Raw genomic sequence first — 19990 nt, forward strand, 5'->3', positions numbered from 1 at the left:
ACTACAGATCCTTAGGCCACGAACAATAGCAGCCTACCGCGAGAGTGTGAGTGGCATTCACCTCGCGTCCGGCTCCAAGGGCCTTGAGGATCGGCTCGATAAAACTGTTGCTGGCGTTGCACGTGAGGCCTTCGCTGTAGGGGCCGAAATACGCCAGCTTGCCGGTGCGATCCCAAATGCCCACGGCCGGGCTGGCGGGGATCTGGTCCGCGCCGGGCAGGGCATCAAGGACTTTCAGATGGCGCAGGTTCTCGGGCAACTGGCCGTGGCTGCCGGGTTTTTGCAGGGCATAGAACTCCACGCCCTGGGGCGCGTACTGCTCGATCAACTCGCCCAGGTGTTGCTGGTTACCGACATTGCACGGGCAGGCCGGGTCCCAGAAGTGCACCAGACGAATCGGGCCAGGGCCGCTGAGGGCGGCAGGCAGTTGCAGCGCATCGCCGGAAAATACCGCCGTGTGTTCGCTGAAGGCGCGCAGGTAGCGGCCCTGGAACCAGTCATACGCAGCCCACAGCACCCCCGCGCAGATAACCAGGATCAGGCTGGCGAACAGGGCATTACGGTAGGGCGGTCGCATTGGATGTATCCTCGCAGGTCGCGTAGCTTGCCATGCTTGTCCTGACAGATGAATATCGCAGCTCGATATTCATCTTCACCGCAAGTCTGGAAGCCTTTATGCCCGTCACCTTTGACCCTGATCATCTGCGCGAAAGCTTGCGCCCGCTGGTTGATGCGCAGCCGCTGTCAGCCGAGGCGAGGGTTTACCAGCGTTTCTACGGGCTCGACCTGGCCGCACGCCAGGTGCCGGCGGTGAGCCGCCTGGGGCGTTTTGAGGTGGATGGGTTTGAGGTGGTGGCCCAGGTCTGGTGGCCGCCGGCGCCGGTGGCGACGATGTTCCTGTTTCACGGTTTCTACGATCACATGGGGCTGTATCGCCATGTGGTGGAGTGGGCGCTGGACCAGGGCTTCGTGGTGATCGCCTGCGACCTGCCGGGCCATGGCTTGTCCAGCGGCGCGCGCGCCAGCATTGATGACTTTGCGGTGTACCAGAGCGTGGTGCAGGCCTTGTTCGTCGAGGCCAAGGCGTTGCAATTGCCGCAACCCTGGCACCTGTTCGGGCAAAGCACCGGCGGCGCCATTGTGGTGGACCACTTGCTCAACCACGGCGCCCAAAGCCCGGCCCAGGGCAAGACCTTCCTGCTGTCGCCGTTGGTGCGGCCGCGTGCCTGGGGTTGGTCGCAGGTCAGCTATTACCTGCTGCGCCCGTTCGTCAAAGGCATCGCCCGGCGTTTCAGCGATAACTCCAACGACCCGGCGTTCAAGCCGTTCCTTGAAGCCGACCCGCTACAGCCTCGCCAATTGCCTACCGCCTGGGTGGGGGCGCTGGCGCGCTGGATCAAACGCATCGAAGCCGCACCGCGCAGCCCCCGGCGCCCGGTGATTGTGCAGGGCGAGGAAGATATGACGGTGGATTGGCAGCACAATCTGCAGGTGTTGCGGGGTAAGTTCGATCAGCCTGAGGTGTTGATGCTCAAGCGGGGTCGGCATCATCTGGCCAATGAAATTGCGCAGATTCGCGATGAGTACTTCAGCTTTCTCACCCGCCACCTGAAATAACGCAATCCAAATGTGGGAGCTGGCTTGCCTGCGATAGCGGTGTAACTGACAGATCGCAATCGCAGGCAAGCCAGCTCCCACAGGGTTTACTGCGTCAGGCTTGAGGTGCTTTGGCCGACCGCCAGCCCTGCGCGAATGGCTGCAAGGGCGGCCTGGTAATACGCCTTGCCCTGCGGCGACTCGGCAAAGGTGGCGAACTCTTCCAGCTCCGGGTCGGACAAATCCCGGTAGACATACAGCAAGGTATTGTTCAAATCCTTGTCGATCTGCTGCATCAGCCGCTCGCGCTGGCCATTCAACATGCCTTGCGCCTGACCGCCGCCGAGCAGGCCGGGGATCATCTGGCTCAAGCTGTCGGCCGCCACGCCCGCAATCGCCAGGCTGACCTCGGCACCGGCCTCGCGGGCGGGCAGGGCCTGGGCCAGGTGGCCGATGATCAGGCTGCGGGTGGCATCGGCTTCGAGTTTGGGCAGGCCCTGGGCGTTTTTTGCCAGTTGGTCGCGGCGCGTGGCCAGCAACTCGGCGGTGACGATCTTGCGGCCCAGGGGCGATTGGAAAAACGCCAGGGCAGGTTTCGGGTCGGGCAAGTGCTTGCGCAGTTGCGCCTCGGCACGCTGGTCCATGGCCTGGGCGGCAAAGCGTTTATTGCTGTTGTCCACCAGCGCCTGGTACACCGCTGGCGGCAGGCTATTACGGTAGCGCTGCTGGGCGGCACTGAGGGCGTCATTGAAGTGCGCACGTTGTTCGGCCCAGCCGGCGACCTTGTACAACTGGTCATGGCCGTCTGCCCAGGCGGGCAAAACGCAGAACATCAACACAGAAAAAAACAAACGACGCATAAGGACTCCTGTCAGTCGGCCACTATTGTCCGTGTCGGGCGTAGGATTTGTCGAGAAGTCCTATCAGTCACCTGACTAAAGTGTATTCGGACGCTCAACGGCGCTGTCGGATTTTCAGGCGTATGGATACTATGCGCGCCATGCAAATACCCCTCGATCACCCGCTGCTGCAACGCATCGTCGACGACCTAGCCGAAAAAGGCTGGTCGCAGCAAAATGGCTTCCTGCCCCAGGCTCTGACCCTGGAGCTGGCGGCTGAGTGCCGTAAACGTGCGGCGCAGGGTGAACTGGCGCCCGCAGCGGTAGGGCGTGGGCCGGCCCAGGAGATTCGCGAAGGCATTCGCGGTGACCATATCCAGTGGCTGGAGGAGGGTGACGCGCCTATCTGCGACACCTACATGGGCGTGATGGACGGCCTGCGCCTGGCGATGAACCGCAGCCTGTTCCTGGGTCTGGAAGATTTCGAAAGCCACTTTGCGATGTACCCGCCGGGGGCGTTTTACCTCAAGCATGTAGACCGTTTTCGCGACGACGACCGGCGCATGGTCTCGGCGGTGATTTACTTGAACGACGCCTGGCTGCCCGAGCATGGCGGCCAACTGCGCATGTACCTCAAGGGCGGCGTCGAATACGACGTGGTGCCCACCGGGGGTTGCCTGGTGGTATTCCTGTCGGGCGAGGTGCCCCACGAAGTCCTGCCCGCTACGCGCGAACGCCTGTCCTTGACGGGCTGGTTTCGCCGGCGGGGCAACGAGCCGTTTTGAGCATGGAAAAGATTCTGGTCAGCCGCTGCCTGCTCGGGCACAAGGTGCGCTATGACGGCGGGGCCAGCGGCCCGTTCGACCAACTGGCAGCGTGGCAAGCTGAAGGCCGCGTGGTTGCCATTTGTCCGGAAGTGGCGGGCGGCTTGCCCACACCGCGGCCATCGGCCGAAATCCCAGGCGGGCAGGGGATCGACGTGTGGGAAGGCCGCGCCCAGGTGCTGACGGCCGAGGGCGAAGACTTCAGCAACGCCTTCCTCGACGGCGCCCGCCAAGCCTTGGCGCTGGTGCAACGCCATCACATCCGCATCGCCATTCTCAAGGCCAACAGCCCGTCCTGCGGCAACCTGTTGACCTATGACGGCACCTTCGGTGGGGTGAAGGTCAGTGGCGAAGGCGTCACGGCGGCGCTGCTCAAGCGCCATGGTGTGCAGGTGTTCAGTGAGTTGCAGTTGCCTGAGGCGGCGGTGGCCCTCACGCAGCTTTAGAGACTTGCATAGATCAAATGTGGGCTGGCTTGCCTGCGATCACGGCCTGCCAGCCGACGCCAATCTAGCTGACACCGCACGATCCAACTGTGGGAGCGGGCTTGCTCGCGAAGGCGGCCTGGCAGGCAACACAGTTGGATTGTGTACATATCCATTGCTGCGGTAACGGCCACTTAGGGTTCCGCTCTGACAGCGGGTCACTTTTGGAAAAGAGCCCCAAAAGTAACCAAAAGGGCTCTTGCCCCACCACTCGGCACCTCGCCTAGGCTCGGTGTGCCCGAACGCAGGCTTGAATCCGTGGGCCGCCGCCACGCGCCATCCATGGCGCGGGGCGGCTAACCCGGCGTCCTGCCGGGTTACCCACGAATTCAAGCCTGCGTTCGGCCAGCGTGGTTTAACGGGGCGCCTAAGATCAAGAGCAAGATCAAGAGCGGCTCGCTTCGCATCGTGGTTGCCGTCGACTGTTACAGAGTTGTGTAGATATCTATGCTGCGATAGCGGTGTATCAACAGCTTATGCGTAGCTGACAGATCGCTATCGCAGGCAAGCCAGCTCCCACATTTACTGCATCTCAAACCACTTCTTTGTCAGCGCCTTCAGCCGTCCATCGTCCTTCAGCCGCTTCAACGCCCCGTTCAAACTGGTCTTGAACGCCGGGTTGCCCTTCTGGAACGGGATCGCCAATGTCGGCTTCTGGTGATAAGCCTCACTGAAATCGAAACGATCCTCAAGCTCGGCAGTCATAGCGATATGGTTAATGGCCACGTCGTACTTGCCGGTTTCCACGCCGGAAAGCAGGTCGGCGTTATCGGTGGTGATAAACGAGGAGCGCACCTCCATTTCCTTGGCCAGCAGTTCACCCAGCTCCACTTCAAAGCCGGCGAGTTTGTCGCCCTCTTTGAAATTGTACGGCGGGGTGTTGGCTTCCAGGGCGATGCGCAGTTCACCGCGATCGTTGACGTCGTCAATCAGTTCGGCATGGGCCAAGGGGCTCAGAAGAGTAAGCAACAGCAACAGGCCAGGCGAAAAGCGCATGGTCACTCCTAAAGAATTCGTACAGGCGAGGCGCCGTTCAGCAACGTTTTGTTATGGTGTCGGGTGCCTTGGACCGCAATTTATCGCGAAGTTGTCATAACCCTACAGATTTCACCGAAAAACTGGAGAAGCGAATGAAAGCCCTTTTGTCCCGTGCAACGATTGCCAGCCTTTTGCTGGGTACCTCGCTGTTGGCCAGCGCCGCAGACCTTCCTCGTACGCCTGCACCTGAAGGCGCCGAAGTGTTTATTGTCTCGCCGCAAGATGGCGCCACCGTCGGCCAAACCTTCACCGTCAAATTCGGGGTCAAGAAGCTGGACCTGGAGCCGATCGACAAGCAAGTGCCTAACGCCGGTCACCACCACCTGCTGGTAGACCAGGAAGTGGGGGCGCTCAACGCCAACGAGGCGATCCCGGCCACGCCTACCTCGATTCACTTCGGCAAGGCGCAGACCGAAACCGAGCTGACCCTGACGCCAGGCAAGCACACCCTGCAACTGGTGGCCGGCGACAACGTGCATCGCCAGTTCGAACCCACTGTTGCCTCGAAAGTGATCACTGTTAACGTCAAATAAAAAAACGGGAGCCCTTTGCGGGGCTCCCGTTTTTTATTGGTAGGAGCGAGCTTGCTCGCGAAAATCCCAAGGGCGCTGCGTTTAATCAGATTAAGGTTAAACGCGTCATCGTTGACGTTCTTCGCGAGCAAGCTCGCTCCTACTAGAACAACACGCGGCTACGAATAGTGCCGTTGATGTGCTGCAGCTTTTCTTGCGCCAGGTCCGAGTACTCGGCGTCGACGTCGATCACCACGTAGCCGACCTTCTCGTTGGTCTGCAGGAACTGACCGGAGATGTTGATGCCGTTTTCTGCGAAGACCTTGTTGATCTCCATCATCACGCCAGGGATGTTCTGGTGGATGTGCAGCAGGCGGTGCTTGCCCGGGTGAGCCGGCAGGGCTACTTCCGGGAAGTTGACCGACGATACCGAAGTACCGTTGTCGCTGTACTTGACCAGCTTTTCCGAGACTTCCAGGCCGATGTTGGCTTGGGCTTCAGCGGTGGAGCCGCCGATGTGCGGGGTCAGGATCACGTTGTCCAGGCCACGCAGCGGGCTTTCGAAGATGTCATCGTTGGAGCGTGGCTCCACTGGGAACACGTCGATGGCAGCGCCGATCAGGTGCTTGTCCTTGATCGCGTCGGCCAGGGCGTCCAGTTCGACCACGGTGCCGCGTGCGGCGTTGATCAGGATCCCGCCTTTCTTGATGGCGCGGATTTCCTTCTCGCCGATCATCCACTGAGTCTCGGCCGTTTCCGGAACGTGCAGGGTGACGATGTCGGACATGCCCAGCAGCTCGGTCAGGCTGGCCACTTGGGTGGCGTTGCCCAACGGCAGCTTGGTCAGGGTGTCGTAGAAGAACACCTGCATGCCCAGGCCTTCAGCCAATACCGACAATTGCGTGCCGATCGAACCGTAACCGACGATACCCAGCTTCTTGCCGCGGATTTCGAAGGAGTTGGCCGCGCTCTTGATCCAGCCGCCACGGTGGCAGGAAGCGTTCTTCTCAGGGATACCGCGCAGCAGCAGGATGGCCTCGGCCAGCACCAGCTCCGCAACGGAACGGGTGTTGGAGTACGGTGCGTTGAACACCGCAATGCCGCGCTCGCGCGCTGCATTGAGGTCGACCTGGTTGGTGCCGATGCAGAAACAGCCGACAGCCACGAGTTTCTTGGCGTGGTCGAAGATCTCTTCGGTCAGCTGAGTGCGGGAGCGAATGCCGATAAAGTGCGCGTCGGCGATCTTTTCCTTGAGCTGGGCTTCCGGCAGAGAACTGGTGATGTACTCAATGCTGGTGTACCCGGCGGCTTTCAGAACGTCGACAGCCGATGGGTGGACGCCTTCCAGAAGAAGGAACTTGATCTTGCTCTTATCGAGAGAAGTCTTGCTCATCTGCGTAAACCTGTATCCCGGAGAAAAATGGCAGGGAATCGGATCGCTTAAGCTGACCCGGACGGCAGGAAAGCCGTCACCGCAGAAACGCCCTTTGGGTCTGTCCTGCGGGGGCGGTATGCTAGCATACGCACCCCGCTAAACACCTATTCCTGCGACGTGAAGCGTTCTCAGGATGACCATGAATTGTTCGAGAGTTCTGTCGATGACCCATCCTGCCCTGATTGATGAGCTAAAGACCCTGGTTGAGCCCGGCAAAGTGCTGACCGATGCCGACTCCCTGGAGGCTTACGGCAAGGATTGGACCAAGCACTTCGCCCCCGCACCCACCGCCATCGTGTTCCCCAAGACCACCGAGCAGGTGCAGGCCATCGTACGCTGGGCCAATGAACACAAGGTGGCGCTGGTGCCATCGGGTGGGCGCACCGGCCTGTCGGCGGCTGCCGTGGCCGCCAATGGCGAAGTGGTGGTGTCGTTCGACTATATGAACCAGATCCTCGACGTGAACCTCACCGACCGCACCGCCGTGTGCCAGCCGGGTGTGGTCACCAAGCAGTTGCAGAACGTCGCTGAAGAAAACGGCCTGTATTACCCGGTGGACTTCGCCTCGTCCGGTTCCAGCCAGATTGGCGGCAATATCGGCACCAATGCCGGCGGGATCAAAGTAATTCGCTATGGTATGACCCGCAACTGGGTGGCCGGCATGAAGGTCGTCACTGGCAAAGGCGATGTGCTGGAGCTGAACCGCGACCTGATCAAGAACGCCACCGGCTACGACATGCGCCAGCTGTTTATCGGTGCCGAGGGCACCTTGGGCTTTGTGGTCGAAGCCACCATGCGCCTGGACCGTGCGCCAAAAAACCTCACCGCAATGGTGCTCGGCACGACTGATTTCGATTCGATCATGCCGGTGCTGCACGCCTTCCAGAGCAAGCTGGACCTGACCGCCTTCGAGTTCTTCTCCGACAAGGCCCTGGCCAAAGTCCTCGGCCGTGGCGATGTGCCGGCGCCGTTCGAAACTGAGTGCCCGTTCTACGCCCTGCTGGAATTCGAAGCCACCACCGAAGAAGTCGCCAACCACGCCCTGGAAACCTTCGAACATTGTGTGGAGCAGGGCTGGGTGCTGGATGGCGTGATGAGCCAGAGCGAAACCCAGCTGCACAACCTGTGGAAGCTGCGTGAGTACATCTCCGAAACCATTTCCCACTGGACGCCGTACAAGAACGACATCTCGGTGACCGTTTCGAAAGTGCCGGCCTTCCTGAGCGAAATTGACGCGATCGTCGGCGAACACTACCCGGACTTCGAAATTGTCTGGTTCGGCCATATCGGCGACGGCAACCTGCACCTGAACATCCTCAAGCCGGAAAACCTGAGCAAGGATGAGTTTTTCGCCAAGTGCGCCACCGTGAACAAGTGGGTATTCGAGACCGTCGCCAAGTACAACGGCTCGATCTCCGCCGAGCACGGCGTGGGCATGACCAAGCGCGATTACCTGACCTACAGCCGTTCACCGGTTGAAATCGAATACATGAAGGCCGTCAAAGCCGTGTTCGACCCTAACGGGATCATGAACCCCGGCAAGATCTTCGCTGTTTAACCGCACCTGAAGGAGTCGTTCCATGAGCTACCAGCACAAGTATGTCGACGGCACCAACATCCACTTCCCGGTGGGTAAAGTGGTGTGCATCGGGCGAAACTACGCCGAACACGCCAAGGAACTGGACAACCCGGTGCCCACCGAGCCGCTGCTGTTCATCAAGCCGGGCAGCTGCGTGGTGCCGTTGGAAGGCGGTTTTGCCATACCGACCGAACGCGGTTCGGTGCACTACGAAGCGGAAATCGCCGTGTTGATCGGTAAGCCTTTGTCCGCCAAGCCGAGCCGGGAAGAAGTGCTGGACGCCATCTCCGGCTTCGCCCCGGCCCTGGACCTGACCCTGCGTGACAAGCAGGCCGAGCTCAAAGCCAAGGGCCTGCCGTGGGAAATTGCCAAGTCGTTCGATGGCGCAGCGGTGATTGCGCCCTTCGTGGTCAGCAGTACCTTTGCGGACATGGCCGATATCGGCATTCGCCTGAGCATCAACGGCGAAGTGCGCCAGGACGGCAACAGCGCGCAGATGCTCAACCCGATTGTGCCGATGATCCAGTACATGGCGGGCTGCTTCTCCCTGCAAGCGGGCGACGTGATCCTGACCGGCACCCCGGCGGGCGTTGGCCCGTTGAATGTGGGGGATGAAGTGGTGCTGGAGCTGGCGGGTGTGAATCGCTTCGAAAGCGTTGTGCGCTAAGTAGCAGGCAAACTGCGATCAAACTGTGGGAGCGGGCTTGCCCGCGAATGCGCAGTGTCAGTCAATGCATCAACGACTGGACCACCGCATTCGCGAGCAAGCCCGCTCCCACATTGGCTCTTCATTACATCCTGAATCCTTGCTTTTGCATTTTTTTCACACGCCATCCGGATAATTCCCTGCTCTTGCGCGCGGGTCCTTGAATCCTGTGCTATCCCCTACAGCTCACTTTCCGGAAAAGCGCTCAATGGTCGTGCCTCTGCCCACTTCGAAAACCTCGCTCCGCTCTCGCTTGTCCATGCGCTGGTATTCCTGGGTATTTCTGGCCGGTGCCATTTTGTATGGCATCGCCTGGGCAATGCACTGGGACGATCGCGGCCTGCTGTGGGTGCTGGAACGTTTCGAGAGTTCGGCCGAGCGCCGCGAAAGTGTGTGGCTGCCCGACTATCACGCGGTGATCGACGCCAAGTTGCTGCCCGGTATGGAGAAGGACGAGGCATCAGACCTGTCTTACAACCCCCAGACCAAAACCCTGTTTTCGGTGATGGGCAAGAACCCCTTCCTGGTCGAGCTGAGCCTGCAAGGCGATGTGTTGCGCAAAATGCCGCTCAACGGCTGGAACAATCCGGAAGGCGTGGCGGTGATGGAAAACGGCTTGATGGCCGTGGTCGATGAGCGCGATCACAGCCTCACCGTGGTCAAGGTGGACGCCAGCACCACCGCGCTGAACAAAGCCGATTTCCCCAGCCATGACCTGGGCCCGTCCAAAGACCAGAACAAAGCCTTTGAAGCCGTCACCTGGGACAAGCGTAACCAGCAACTGGTGCTGGGCGAAGAGCGCCCGCCGGCCTTGTTCACCTGGAAAAGCGATGGCAACACGCTGACCGGCGACAAGCAGAAACTGGCCAGCACCGAACTGGATGTGCGTAACCTCTCGGCTTTGTCCATCGACCCACGTACCGGGCATTTGCTGGTGCTGTCGGCCGATTCCCATCTGCTGCTGGAACTGGATGAAACGGGCGAGCAAGTCAGCTTCATGACCTTGCTTGGCGGCTTCAATGGCCTGAAAGACACGATCCCACGTGCCGAAGGCGTGACCATGGACGAGAGCGGCAACCTGTACATGGTCAGTGAGCCAAACCTGTTCTATCGCTTTGAAAAGCAGAAATAACTGACGAATTACGTCAGACTTTTCTTTATAAACGGCATTCGCCAGACAGTCCGGTGCGTTTAAGTTTAAATTCAGGTGACCTTGATATCTATTCGCCAGTTTTTTCTCTGAGCCCGCCCCGATGCGTCGACTTGCCCGCCCCAAACCTGCTGTTTTTATCCTGCTGTCGCTCGCCCTGGTTGCTGCCGGGCTGGTTGCACAGCAGTTCCGTCTGTTCGAACGTGCCTGGTTCAACTGGCGGGTGTGGTACCAGCCGGCTGATGAGCGTGCCATTGGCTTGGCGGATTACCGCGTCACCCTCGAAGGCCAAGTGATCGAAGGGCTCGACGACGATGTGTCGGCTCTGACCTACGACCCCGTGCGCAAAAGCCTGTTTACCGTCACCAATAAAAACGCCGAACTGGTCGAGTTGTCGCTGGAGGGCAGGATCCTGCGGCGTATTCCCCTGGTGGGCTTTGGCGATGCCGAAGCGGTTGAATTTATCAGCGACAACATCTACGTCATCAGCGATGAGCGCCAGCAGCGCTTGATCAAGGTGCATGTGGATGACGACACCACGTTCCTCGATGCCGCCGATGCGGAGCAAATGACCCTGGGCGTGCACGTCGGCGGCAACAAGGGCTTTGAAGGGTTGGCCTACGATTCGGTGGGCAAGCGCCTATTCGTGGCCAAGGAGCGCGACCCCATGCTGATCTACGAGGTGCATGGGTTTCCCCATTTCAAGCCGGAAAAAACCTATTCGGTGCATGTAATCAACAACCCCAAGCGCGATGCCGGGCTGTTTGTGCGCGACCTGTCGAGCCTGCAATACGACGAGCGCAGCGGCCATTTGTTGGCGCTGTCGGATGAGTCGTTCCTGGTCTTGGAGTTGGATATCGATGGTCGCCCTCTAAGCAGTCTGTCGTTGCTTAAAGGGCGCCATGGCCTGAGCAAGCGCGTGCCCCAGGCCGAAGGGATCGCCATGGATGACGACGGCACGCTGTACATGGTCAGCGAACCGAACCTGTTTTACGTGTTCAAGAAACCCTGATCAGAACATCCATTGCACGCCCAGTGAATAACCGGTCTGGCTGCCTTCGGCATGCCCCAGGCGGCCATTGACCTCGGCAAACACGCCCAACTGTGGGGTGATCGCCAGTTGGCTGCCGAGTTGTGCACGAGCAAAGCGCTTGTCCACTGAGCCCAGCCTGGCGGTGCGGGCCTGGCCATCGGCGCGTGCGGTGAGTTGCAGGTCGTCCAGGCGGCCATCGGCCAATTCCTTGACCCAGGCGATGTCGCCGTAGGGCATCAGGCTCAGCCCATAGGGCAGGGCAACCGCGCCGCGCACGCGCCAGCCGAGGCTGGCTTCCAGGGAGTCGAAAGACTGCTCTTGGTACTCCAGGGCCGTGCGCAGGTTCTGCTTTTCGTGGAACTTGTCGATGCGGTAATGGCTGTAGTCCAGGCCGGCGAACGGCCCGCTCTTGATCGCGCCAAACTCAAAATCATAGCCACCCAGCACCCGTGCGCCCAGCGCCAGGGCATCGGTGTCGCCCGTCTGTTGCTGGTTGAGCAGGATCGGCCCGCCATTGGCCTGGATGACCAGGTTGCGCTTGGAATCGAAGCGCGTGTGGCCCGCGCTCAGGTCACCGGCCAGCCAGCTTGGCCCGCCATCGTTGAGCAGCGCATAGACAGCTGCCTGCCAGGTGTCGCTGTCGAGCTTGCCACGATGTTCCAGCTTGTCGCGCCCATTGAGGTAGCTGAGGCTGGCGCCGATATTCAGGCTTGAAGTCAGTTGGTAGTCGCCGAGGGCATGCAGGCCCAGGCGCCGGGCTTCGGGGTTGGGGGCGCTGTCGAAGCCGCTGTCCGGGTTGTATTCGCCATCCACGCCGATCTCGCCATCAAAGCTGCCCACCTCGCGGCTGGCCGCTTGCAGGGTCAGCCAGCGGCGATCATGCAGGCGTACCAGGGCCTGATGCTGGCGTTGCAGGTTGTCTTGCATATTGCGCGCAACGGCACCGCCGGAAGCGGTCGAGGCCATCAGGTCGGCGTTGGTCAGTTCCAGCACCAGGCGGCTGAGCAGGCGTGAATAGTCACGCAGGCGCTGGTCGATGCGCGCCTGGCCGAATGCATCGGTCAGCACGGCTTTGTTGTCTTCGTTCGGGTCGTGCCAGGTCGAGCCGCCGGGGATTTTCGGGTTGTCGGTCTGGGTGTAGCCATCCAGGTCGCCCAGTTCCCAGTTGGTGGCCTCTATATAAAGGATCGGGATATTCAGCGGTTCGAACGCTTCACCATCGCTGCAGCAGCCAGTGCCCTTCGGGTACTGCGGGTCGAGGCCGGGGTTGCTGAACAGCGGGATGTTCAACTCCTTGGCGATCTGGAAGGTGTGCTCGCGCAGGGAGGCCAAGGCCGGGTTGGCGGTGCTGTTCTGGCCGGCGTGGGCGTACATCATGTCGCCGGTGATCAGGCTGTCGAGGTTGATCATCGCGAGCATATTAGCGCGCTGGCTGGCGCTGAGTGAGTCGACAAAGGCACGGGAGCCGCGCAGGCCTTCTTCTTCGGCGCCGAAGCCGACGATTTGCAGGCCATTTTCCAGTGACAGGCCGCCGAGGTTCTTCGCCACCTCGGTCAACACGCTGGCGCCGGAACCGTTGTCATCCAGGCCTTGCAGGGTCGGGCGGCCGAAGTAAGTGTCGAAGTGCGCGCCAATCACCACGTACTGGGGCTTGGTGCCAGCGGCAGAGGCCACCACGTTTTGCGAAGCCCGGCTGCCGTTGTTCCAGGTGAAGTCCTGGCGGCTGAGGCTATAGGCGGTGCCCATCTGGCTCTGCATCCAGTCGGCTGCCCCGGCAAAATTGGCCGTGCCGCGATAACGGCCAGGGTAATCGTTGATCAGCTTTTCCAGGGTGGTGTTGGCGTGCTGGCCGTAATCGTAGGCCTGGCTATGGGTGGACAACAGGGCACTGGCAACGCTGATGGCGAGGGCTAGAGGCTTTATCACAAGGTCTTCCTTGAGGTGAGGGGGACGTTCAAGCCCAGACCCTTTGCACAATGCGCGCCTCATTCCATGGGCGGCTGCGAATTGGCGCATTGTTAAACGCGTGGGTCGCGTGGCTGTAATTTGTATCCGATTGGATACCAGGCGGGGCATGGGATGCCGTGACAGAGCGCACGGTTTTGGCGAGGAGTGCTGCGAAAAGTAGCGTTCTTGTTACATCGCTCTAAAGCCGAGCGCCTAACAAATGTGGGAGCGGGCTTGCTCGCGAATGCGATGTGTCAGTCACTATTTTTGTTACTGACGCACCGCATTCGCGAGCAAGCCCGCTCCCACATTTAGCCCGGTTTGTTCTTAAGCTTTGAGGGTTTTCACGCCTTCCGGGGTACCCAGCAGCAATACATCCGCCGGGCGTGAGGCGAACAGGCCGTTGGTGACCACGCCCACAATGGCGTTGATCTGCGTCTCCAGCTCCACCGGGTTGGTGATCTGCATATTGAACACGTCGAGGATGATGTTGCCGTTGTCGGTCAACACGCCTTCGCGGTACACCGGGTCGCCGCCCAGTTTCACCAGCTCGCGGGCCACGTGGCTGCGGGCCATGGGGATGACTTCCACCGGCAGCGGGAACGTGCCCAGCACCGGCACCAGCTTGCTCGCGTCGGCGATGCTGATGAAGGTCTTGGCCACGGCCGCGACCATCTTCTCGCGGGTCAGGGCCGCGCCGCCGCCTTTGATCAGGTTCAGGTGTTCGTCGCTTTCATCGGCGCCGTCAACGTAGAACTCCAGGTCGCTCACGGTGTTGAGCTCGTACACCGGGATGCCATGGCCCTTGAGGCGGGCAGCGGTGGCTTCGGAACTGGCCACGGCGCCGTCGAACGCGCCCTTGTGCTGGGCCAGTGCGTCGATAAAGCAGTTGGCGGTGGAACCGGTGCCGACACCGACGATGCTCTTGTCGTCGAGTTTAGGAAGGATTAAATCGACAGCGGCCTGGGCCACTGCCTGTTTGAGTTGATCCTGGGTCATGCGGGCTCCGGAACGGGCGGGGAATTAACGAGGGCGGCGAGTATAACCCAACAAAACCTCGGGATTCGTGTGGTCGCCCGGCCAAACGCTGGGTTAGACTCCTTGGCCCTGCCCAACCCGTGAAGTAGATGCCTGCCGATGCTTGAACACTACGTCAAAAAAATCCTCACCTCGCGCGTTTACGACATCGCCGTGGAAACCCCCTTGCAGACTGCCCGCCAGCTCTCCGAGCGGCTGGGTAACAAGATTTGGCTCAAGCGCGAAGACTTGCAGCCGGTGTTCTCGTTCAAGATTCGCGGCGCCTACAACAAGCTGACCCAGCTCAGTGCCGAAGAACGTGCGCGCGGCGTCGTCACCGCGTCGGCCGGCAACCATGCCCAGGGCCTGGCCCTGGCGGCCAAGGTGCTGGGGGTGAAAGCCACCATCGTGATGCCCAAGACCACCCCGGAGATCAAGGTCGAAGGCGTGCGTTCCCGTGGCGGCAAAGTGGTGCTGCACGGTGATTCCTTCCCGGAAGCCCTGGCCTACTCGCTCAAGCTGGTCGACGAAAAAGGCTACGTGTACATCCACCCCTACGATGATCCGCACACCATTGCCGGGCAGGGCACCGTGGCGATGGAAATCCTGCGCCAGCACCCAGGGCCGCTGGACGCGATTTTCGTACCGGTGGGCGGCGGCGGCCTGATCGCCGGGATTGCGGCGTATGTGAAATACCTGCGCCCGGAGATCAAGATCATCGGTGTGGAGCCGGACGACTCCAACTGCCTGCAAGCTGCCATGGCGGCGGGCGAGCGCGTGGTATTGCCTACCGTTGGCATCTTCGCCGACGGCGTGGCGGTGGCGCAGATCGGCCAGCACACCTTCGACATTTGCAAAGACTACGTGGATGAAGTGATCACCGTCAGCACCGATGAAATCTGTGCGGCGATCAAGGACATCTACGACGACACCCGCTCCATCACCGAGCCGGCCGGTGCGCTGGGCGTGGCCGGGATCAAAAAGTACGTCGAGACCCGTGGCGTCAGCGGCCAGGCCTTTGTCGCCATCGACTCGGGCGCCAACGTCAACTTCGACCGTTTGCGCCATGTGGCCGAGCGCGCCGAACTGGGTGAAGGCCGTGAAGCCATCATCGCGGTGACGATCCCCGAGCGGCCGGGCAGCTTCAAGGCCTTCTGCGAAGCGGTGGGCAAACGCCAGATCACCGAATTCAATTACCGCTACCACTCTGGCAGCGAAGCGCACATTTTCGTCGGCGTGCAGACCCACCCGGAGAACGACCCGCGCAGCGCGTTGGTGGCCAGCCTGACCAGCCAGGGTTTCCCGGTGCTGGACCTCACCGAGAACGAACTGGCCAAGTTGCACATCCGCCATATGGTCGGCGGGCATGCGGCCAAAGTCAGCGACGAGCTGGTGTTTCGCTTCGAATTCCCGGAGCGGCCGGGGGCGTTGTTCAACTTCCTCCACAAGCTCGGCGGGCGCTGGAACATCTCGATGTTCCACTACCGCAACCACGGCGCGGCTGATGGCCGTGTGGTTGCCGGGCTGCAAGTACCGGCGGACGAGCGCCACCTGGTGCCTGCCGCGCTGGCGCAAATCGGTTACCCGTACTGGGATGAAAGCGAAAACCCGGCTTACCAGCTGTTCCTCGGTTGAGCGACTACGCTGACTGAGCGGCCTATAAGGAATAGAGACCATGGAAACGCTGACCACCCTCAAGGTTGTCCACATCACCGCCACCGTATTGCTGCTGCTCAGCGGCCTGGGCCTGGCGGTATTGGCGTGGCGTAAACGCAGCGCCGGCCCGGCCGCGACCGTGCAGCGCCCTTGGGCATTTGTATGGCTGCTGATGGGCATTTGCCTGGTGAGCATGCCCTTCACCGGCTGGTGGCTGGTGCACCTGCTCGGCTGGCCATTGGGGCAAACCTGGATCTTGGGCTCCAGCATCCTCTACACCGTGGCGGCGCTGGCGTGGTTCTGGCTGGTGGCGCGGCTCAATCGGCTGCGCAAGGGCGAGGGCGGGAGCCTGAATTTTACCCTGGTGCTGGCGGTGGTCAGCCTGGTGGGGTTTGTGGCGATTGCAGGGCTTATGGGCGCCAAGCCTGTTTGATTCCCTGTAGGAGCGAGCTTGCTCGCGAAAAACTCAAGGGCGCCGCGTTCATTCAGGATGCGCGCGTCATCGTTGACGATTTTCGCGAGCAAGCTCGCTCCTACAGGTGAAACCGGTCAGCTACGCAGTGTAATCACCGGCCAGCCACGCTTTTCAGCCTCAGCGCGCAAATTCGGATCCGGATCCACTGCCACCGGGTGAGTCACCTGCTCCAACAACGGCAAATCATTCATCGAATCGCTGTAGAAGTAGCTGTCTTGCAGGCTATGCCCGGTTTCTTCCAACCAGCGGTTCAAACGTGTCACCTTGCCCTCGCGAAAGCACGGCACATCAGTGCTGCGCCCGGTATAGCGGCCGTCCACCATTTCGCACTCGGTGGCGATCAAGGTCTCGACACCCAGGCGTGCGGCAATCGGCGCGGTGACGAAGCGGTTGGTGGCGGTGATGATCACCAGCTTGTCACCGGCGGCGCGGTGCTTGGCCAGCAGTTCGATGGCCTTGGGGAGCAGGATGGGCTCGATGCAGTCGCGCATGTAGTCGTTGTGCCACGCGTCCAGCTGGGCCATCTCGGTGCGGCCGAGGATTTCCAGGCAGAAGTTCAAGTAGGCGGCGTTATCCAACTGGCCGGCCAGGTAGTCCTGGTAGAACGCGTCATTGCGGGCCTTGTAGGCCACCGGGTCGAGAAAACCGCGTTCACACAGGTAATCGCCCCAGGCGTGATCGCTGTCACCGCCCAGAAGGGTATTGTCCAAGTCGAATAAAGCCAGGCGCATTGCAGTTACTCGCTGAAAAGTCTGTAAAAAGGCGTCCAGAATACGGTCTTTTCACAAGAGTGCACATAAGGTAAGAAGCCTCGTTGCCGCTGGAACAACCTTTGTGGAACAATGCGGCGACATGCGTTTGCGAGGTTGTTGCCGTGATCGACCCCGATGGTTTCCGTCCTAATGTCGGCATTATTCTGACGAATGATGCCGGACAGGTGCTATGGGCTCGCCGAATCAACCAAGATGCCTGGCAGTTTCCTCAAGGTGGAATCAACCCCGACGAAACCCCTGAAGACGCCTTGTACCGTGAGTTGAACGAAGAAGTCGGCCTTGAGCGCGAAGATGTGCAAATTCTGGCCTGTACCCGTGGCTGGTTGCGCTATCGTTTGCCGCAACGCCTGGTGCGTACCCACAGCCAACCGCTGTGCATCGGCCAGAAGCAGAAATGGTTTCTTTTGCGCCTGATCTCCAACGAGCAGCGGGTGCGGATGGATTTGACCGGTAAACCGGAGTTCGATGGCTGGCGCTGGGTCAGCTATTGGTATCCGTTGGGCCAGGTGGTGACATTCAAGCGCGAGGTTTATCGTCGCGCTCTCAAAGAGCTTGCCCCGCGCCTTTTAGCGCGCGACTGACGACGGAGTTCGACCCCGAGCCATGCTCAATACGCTGCGCAAGATCGTCCAGGAAGTTAACTCCGCCAAGGATCTCAAGGCGGCGTTGGGGATTATTGTGTTGCGCGTCAAGGAAGCCATGGGCAGCCAGGTCTGCTCGGTTTACCTGCTGGACCCCGAGACCAACCGTTTTGTGCTGATGGCCACGGAGGGCTTGAACAAGCGCTCCATCGGCAAGGTCAGCATGGCGCCCAATGAAGGTCTGGTGGGCCTGGTGGGGACGCGTGAAGAACCCCTTAACCTTGAGAACGCGGCCGATCACCCGCGTTATCGCTACTTTGCCGAAACCGGTGAAGAGCGCTACGCCTCGTTCCTCGGTGCGCCGATCATCCACCACCGCCGCGTTGTCGGCGTGTTGGTCATTCAGCAAAAAGAGCGTCGCCAGTTCGACGAAGGCGAAGAAGCCTTCCTGGTGACCATGAGCGCGCAACTGGCCGGGGTTATCGCCCACGCCGAAGCGACCGGCTCGATTCGCGGCCTGGGGCGCCAGGGCAAGGGTATCCAGGAAGCCAAGTTCGTCGGCGTACCGGGTTCGCCAGGCGCCGCGGTGGGTACCGCGGTGGTCATGCTGCCGCCCGCCGACCTCGATGTGGTGCCGGACAAGAGCGTCAGTGACATCGACGCCGAGATCAAACTGTTCAAGACCGCCCTCGAAGGCGTGCGCGCCGACATGCGCAACCTGTCGACCAAGCTGGCCACCCAACTGCGCCCCGAAGAGCGTGCGCTGTTCGACGTGTACCAGATGATGCTCGACGACGCGTCCCTGGGTAACGAAGTCAAGACCGTGATCAAGACCGGCCAGTGGGCCCAGGGCGCGTTGCGCCAGGTGGTCACCGATCACGTCAACCGTTTCGAAATGATGGACGACGCCTACCTGCGCGAGCGGGCATCGGATGTGCGCGACCTGGGTCGCCGCCTGTTGGCGTACCTGCAGGAAGACCGCAGCACCAACATGGTCTTCCCCGATAACACCATTTTGGTCAGTGAAGAATTGACCGCCACCCAGCTTGGCGAAGTGCCTGAAGGCAAGCTGGTGGGCCTGGTCTCGGTATTGGGTTCGGGTAACTCCCACGTGGCGATCCTGGCCCGGGCCATGGGTATCCCGACGGTGATGGGCCTGGTGGACCTGCCGTATTCCAAGGTCGATGGCATCGACATGATCGTCGACGGGCATCGCGGCGAGGTATTCACCAACCCCAGCGACGTGCTGCGCAAGCAATACGCCGAGGTGGTGGAAGAAGAGAAGCAACTGGCCCAGGGCCTGGATTCGCTGCGCGAGCTGCCGTGTGTGACCCCCGATGGCCACCGGGTACCGCTGTTGGTCAACACCGGCCTGCTGGCGGATGTAGCCCGTGCGCAACAGCGCGGCGCCGAAGGGGTGGGGCTGTACCGCACCGAAGTGCCGTTCATGATCAACCAGCGTTTCCCGAGCGAGAAGGAGCAGCTGGCGATTTATCGCGAGCAACTGCAAGCCTTCCACCCGTTACCGGTGACGATGCGCAGCCTGGATATTGGCGGCGATAAGTCACTGTCCTATTTCCCGATCAAGGAAGACAACCCCTTCCTTGGCTGGCGCGGTATTCGCGTTACCCTCGACCATCCCGAAATCTTCCTCGTCCAGACCCGCGCCATGCTCAAGGCCAGCGAGGGCTTGAACAACCTGCGCATCCTGCTGCCGATGATCTCCGGCACCCATGAACTGGAAGAAGCCCTGCACCTGATCCACCGCGCCTGGGGCGAAGTGCGCGACGAAGGCGCCGATGTGCCGATGCCGCCGATTGGGGTGATGATCGAAATCCCGGCGGCGGTGTACCAGGCCAAGGAACTGGCGCGGCAGGTGGACTTCCTGTCGGTAGGCTCCAACGACCTGACCCAGTACCTGCTGGCCGTGGACCGTAACAACCCACGGGTGGCCGACCTCTACGACTACCTGCACCCGGCGGTGCTGCAAGCACTGCAACACGTGGTGCGCGACGCCCATGCCGAAGGCAAACCGGTGAGTATCTGCGGCGAAATGGCCGGCGACCCGGCGGCGGCGGTGCTGTTGATGGCGATGGGTTTTGACAGCCTGTCGATGAACGCCACCAACTTGCCGAAAGTGAAGTGGATGCTGCGCCAGGTGGAGTTGAGCAGGGCCAAGGATTTGCTCGCCGAGTTGATGACCATCGACAACCCGCAAGTTATCCACAGCTCGCTGCAACTGGCGTTGAAGAACCTGGGGCTGACCCGGATGATCAACCCGGCCTCGGCCAAAACCCTCTAAACCGAGGCGCCTTCATCGCAGGCAAGCCAGCTCCCACAGGGA

At 60.9% G+C, this 19990-nt stretch carries 19 protein-coding genes; 12 read left to right on the plus strand and 7 right to left on the minus strand.

Annotated features, from left to right (window positions below):
• Window position 1: 1 nt before the first annotated feature.
• Window positions 2–577: a DUF6436 domain-containing protein gene (locus MF6394_RS20930; RefSeq protein WP_032894642.1), complete on the minus strand. Its 576-nt coding sequence runs from the start codon at window positions 575–577 to the stop codon at window positions 2–4.
• A gap of 98 nt (window positions 578–675) precedes the next feature.
• Here MF6394_RS20930 and MF6394_RS20935 point away from each other — a divergent pair, with 98 nt between their 5' ends.
• On the plus strand, window positions 676–1617 hold the full coding sequence (locus tag MF6394_RS20935) for an alpha/beta hydrolase (protein WP_047712027.1): 942 nt from the start codon (window positions 676–678) through the stop codon (window positions 1615–1617).
• 86 nt (window positions 1618–1703) lie between these two features.
• Here the strand turns inward: MF6394_RS20935 and MF6394_RS20940 are convergent, their stop codons facing one another.
• Entirely contained in the window at window positions 1704–2456 is a 753-nt protein-coding gene (locus MF6394_RS20940) for a DUF2059 domain-containing protein (protein ID WP_078467455.1), read from the minus strand.
• Between the two features lie 131 nt (window positions 2457–2587).
• Here MF6394_RS20940 and MF6394_RS20945 point away from each other — a divergent pair, with 131 nt between their 5' ends.
• Both MF6394_RS20945 and MF6394_RS20950 read left to right on the plus strand, forming a co-directional pair.
• Window positions 2588–3220, plus strand: a complete 633-nt coding sequence (locus MF6394_RS20945; protein WP_003195222.1) for a 2OG-Fe(II) oxygenase — start codon at window positions 2588–2590, stop codon at window positions 3218–3220.
• 2 nt (window positions 3221–3222) lie between these two features.
• Window positions 3223–3705 (plus strand): DUF523 domain-containing protein, encoded by a 483-nt coding sequence (locus MF6394_RS20950; protein WP_078467456.1) that lies wholly within the window; start codon window positions 3223–3225, stop codon window positions 3703–3705.
• A 561-nt stretch (window positions 3706–4266) separates the two neighbouring features.
• Here the strand turns inward: MF6394_RS20950 and MF6394_RS20960 are convergent.
• Window positions 4267–4740, minus strand: coding sequence for a transporter substrate-binding domain-containing protein (locus MF6394_RS20960; protein WP_047712024.1), 474 nt, complete (start codon window positions 4738–4740; stop codon window positions 4267–4269).
• A 134-nt stretch (window positions 4741–4874) separates the two neighbouring features.
• Between MF6394_RS20960 and MF6394_RS20965 the strand changes: the two genes are divergently transcribed.
• Complete coding sequence (locus tag MF6394_RS20965; RefSeq protein ID WP_044269662.1) at window positions 4875–5315, plus strand: DUF4399 domain-containing protein; 441 nt, start codon at window positions 4875–4877, stop codon at window positions 5313–5315.
• A gap of 142 nt (window positions 5316–5457) precedes the next feature.
• Here the strand turns inward: MF6394_RS20965 and serA are convergent, their stop codons facing one another.
• The gene (gene serA / locus MF6394_RS20970; RefSeq protein WP_003195214.1) at window positions 5458–6687 is read right to left on the minus strand and encodes a phosphoglycerate dehydrogenase; all 1230 of its coding nucleotides are present in this window, start codon (window positions 6685–6687) and stop codon (window positions 5458–5460) included.
• A gap of 205 nt (window positions 6688–6892) precedes the next feature.
• Here serA and MF6394_RS20980 point away from each other — a divergent pair, with 205 nt between their 5' ends.
• The 4 genes from MF6394_RS20980 (at window position 6893) to MF6394_RS20995 (ending at window position 11176) form a co-directional block, all read left to right on the plus strand.
• Window positions 6893–8287, plus strand: coding sequence for an FAD-binding oxidoreductase (locus MF6394_RS20980; RefSeq protein ID WP_003195210.1), 1395 nt, complete (start codon window positions 6893–6895; stop codon window positions 8285–8287).
• A gap of 22 nt (window positions 8288–8309) precedes the next feature.
• Complete coding sequence (locus MF6394_RS20985; protein ID WP_034134009.1) at window positions 8310–8975, plus strand: fumarylacetoacetate hydrolase family protein; 666 nt, start codon at window positions 8310–8312, stop codon at window positions 8973–8975.
• Window positions 8976–9222: 247 nt separating this feature from the next.
• Complete coding sequence (locus MF6394_RS20990; protein ID WP_003195207.1) at window positions 9223–10146, plus strand: SdiA-regulated domain-containing protein; 924 nt, start codon at window positions 9223–9225, stop codon at window positions 10144–10146.
• A 121-nt stretch (window positions 10147–10267) separates the two neighbouring features.
• Entirely contained in the window at window positions 10268–11176 is a 909-nt protein-coding gene (locus tag MF6394_RS20995) for an SdiA-regulated domain-containing protein (protein ID WP_078467457.1), read from the plus strand.
• Here MF6394_RS20995 and MF6394_RS21000 read toward each other — a convergent pair whose 3' ends face one another.
• Entirely contained in the window at window positions 11177–13123 is a 1947-nt protein-coding gene (locus MF6394_RS21000) for an autotransporter domain-containing protein (RefSeq protein WP_078467458.1), read from the minus strand. It lies immediately after the preceding gene.
• 348 nt (window positions 13124–13471) lie between these two features.
• Window positions 13472–14143 (minus strand): ribose-5-phosphate isomerase RpiA, encoded by a 672-nt coding sequence (gene rpiA / locus MF6394_RS21005; RefSeq protein ID WP_078467459.1) that lies wholly within the window; start codon window positions 14141–14143, stop codon window positions 13472–13474.
• A 138-nt stretch (window positions 14144–14281) separates the two neighbouring features.
• Between rpiA and ilvA the strand changes: the two genes are divergently transcribed.
• A complete protein-coding gene (gene ilvA, locus MF6394_RS21010) occupies window positions 14282–15796 on the plus strand; it encodes a threonine ammonia-lyase, biosynthetic (protein ID WP_032894657.1) in 1515 nt (504 codons plus the stop codon).
• Window positions 15797–15836: 40 nt separating this feature from the next.
• Window positions 15837–16250 (plus strand): DUF2269 family protein, encoded by a 414-nt coding sequence (locus MF6394_RS21015; protein ID WP_047712021.1) that lies wholly within the window; start codon window positions 15837–15839, stop codon window positions 16248–16250.
• A 116-nt stretch (window positions 16251–16366) separates the two neighbouring features.
• Here the strand turns inward: MF6394_RS21015 and MF6394_RS21025 are convergent, their stop codons facing one another.
• Window positions 16367–17023 carry an HAD family hydrolase gene (locus MF6394_RS21025; protein ID WP_047712020.1) on the minus strand — a complete coding sequence of 219 codons (657 nt, stop codon included), beginning with the start codon at window positions 17021–17023 and terminating at the stop codon, window positions 16367–16369.
• A 143-nt stretch (window positions 17024–17166) separates the two neighbouring features.
• On the opposite strand from MF6394_RS21025, the gene MF6394_RS21030 reads away from it, so the two are divergent.
• Window positions 17167–17646 (plus strand): RNA pyrophosphohydrolase, encoded by a 480-nt coding sequence (locus MF6394_RS21030; protein WP_003176750.1) that lies wholly within the window; start codon window positions 17167–17169, stop codon window positions 17644–17646.
• 22 nt (window positions 17647–17668) lie between these two features.
• Entirely contained in the window at window positions 17669–19948 is a 2280-nt protein-coding gene (ptsP, locus tag MF6394_RS21035; RefSeq protein WP_003195193.1) for a phosphoenolpyruvate--protein phosphotransferase, read from the plus strand.
• Window positions 19949–19990: the final 42 nt, after the last annotated feature.

The organism is Pseudomonas sp. MF6394 (genome assembly GCF_002018845.1).
Taxonomy (GTDB): Bacteria; Pseudomonadota; Gammaproteobacteria; order Pseudomonadales; family Pseudomonadaceae; genus Aquipseudomonas; species Aquipseudomonas lactis.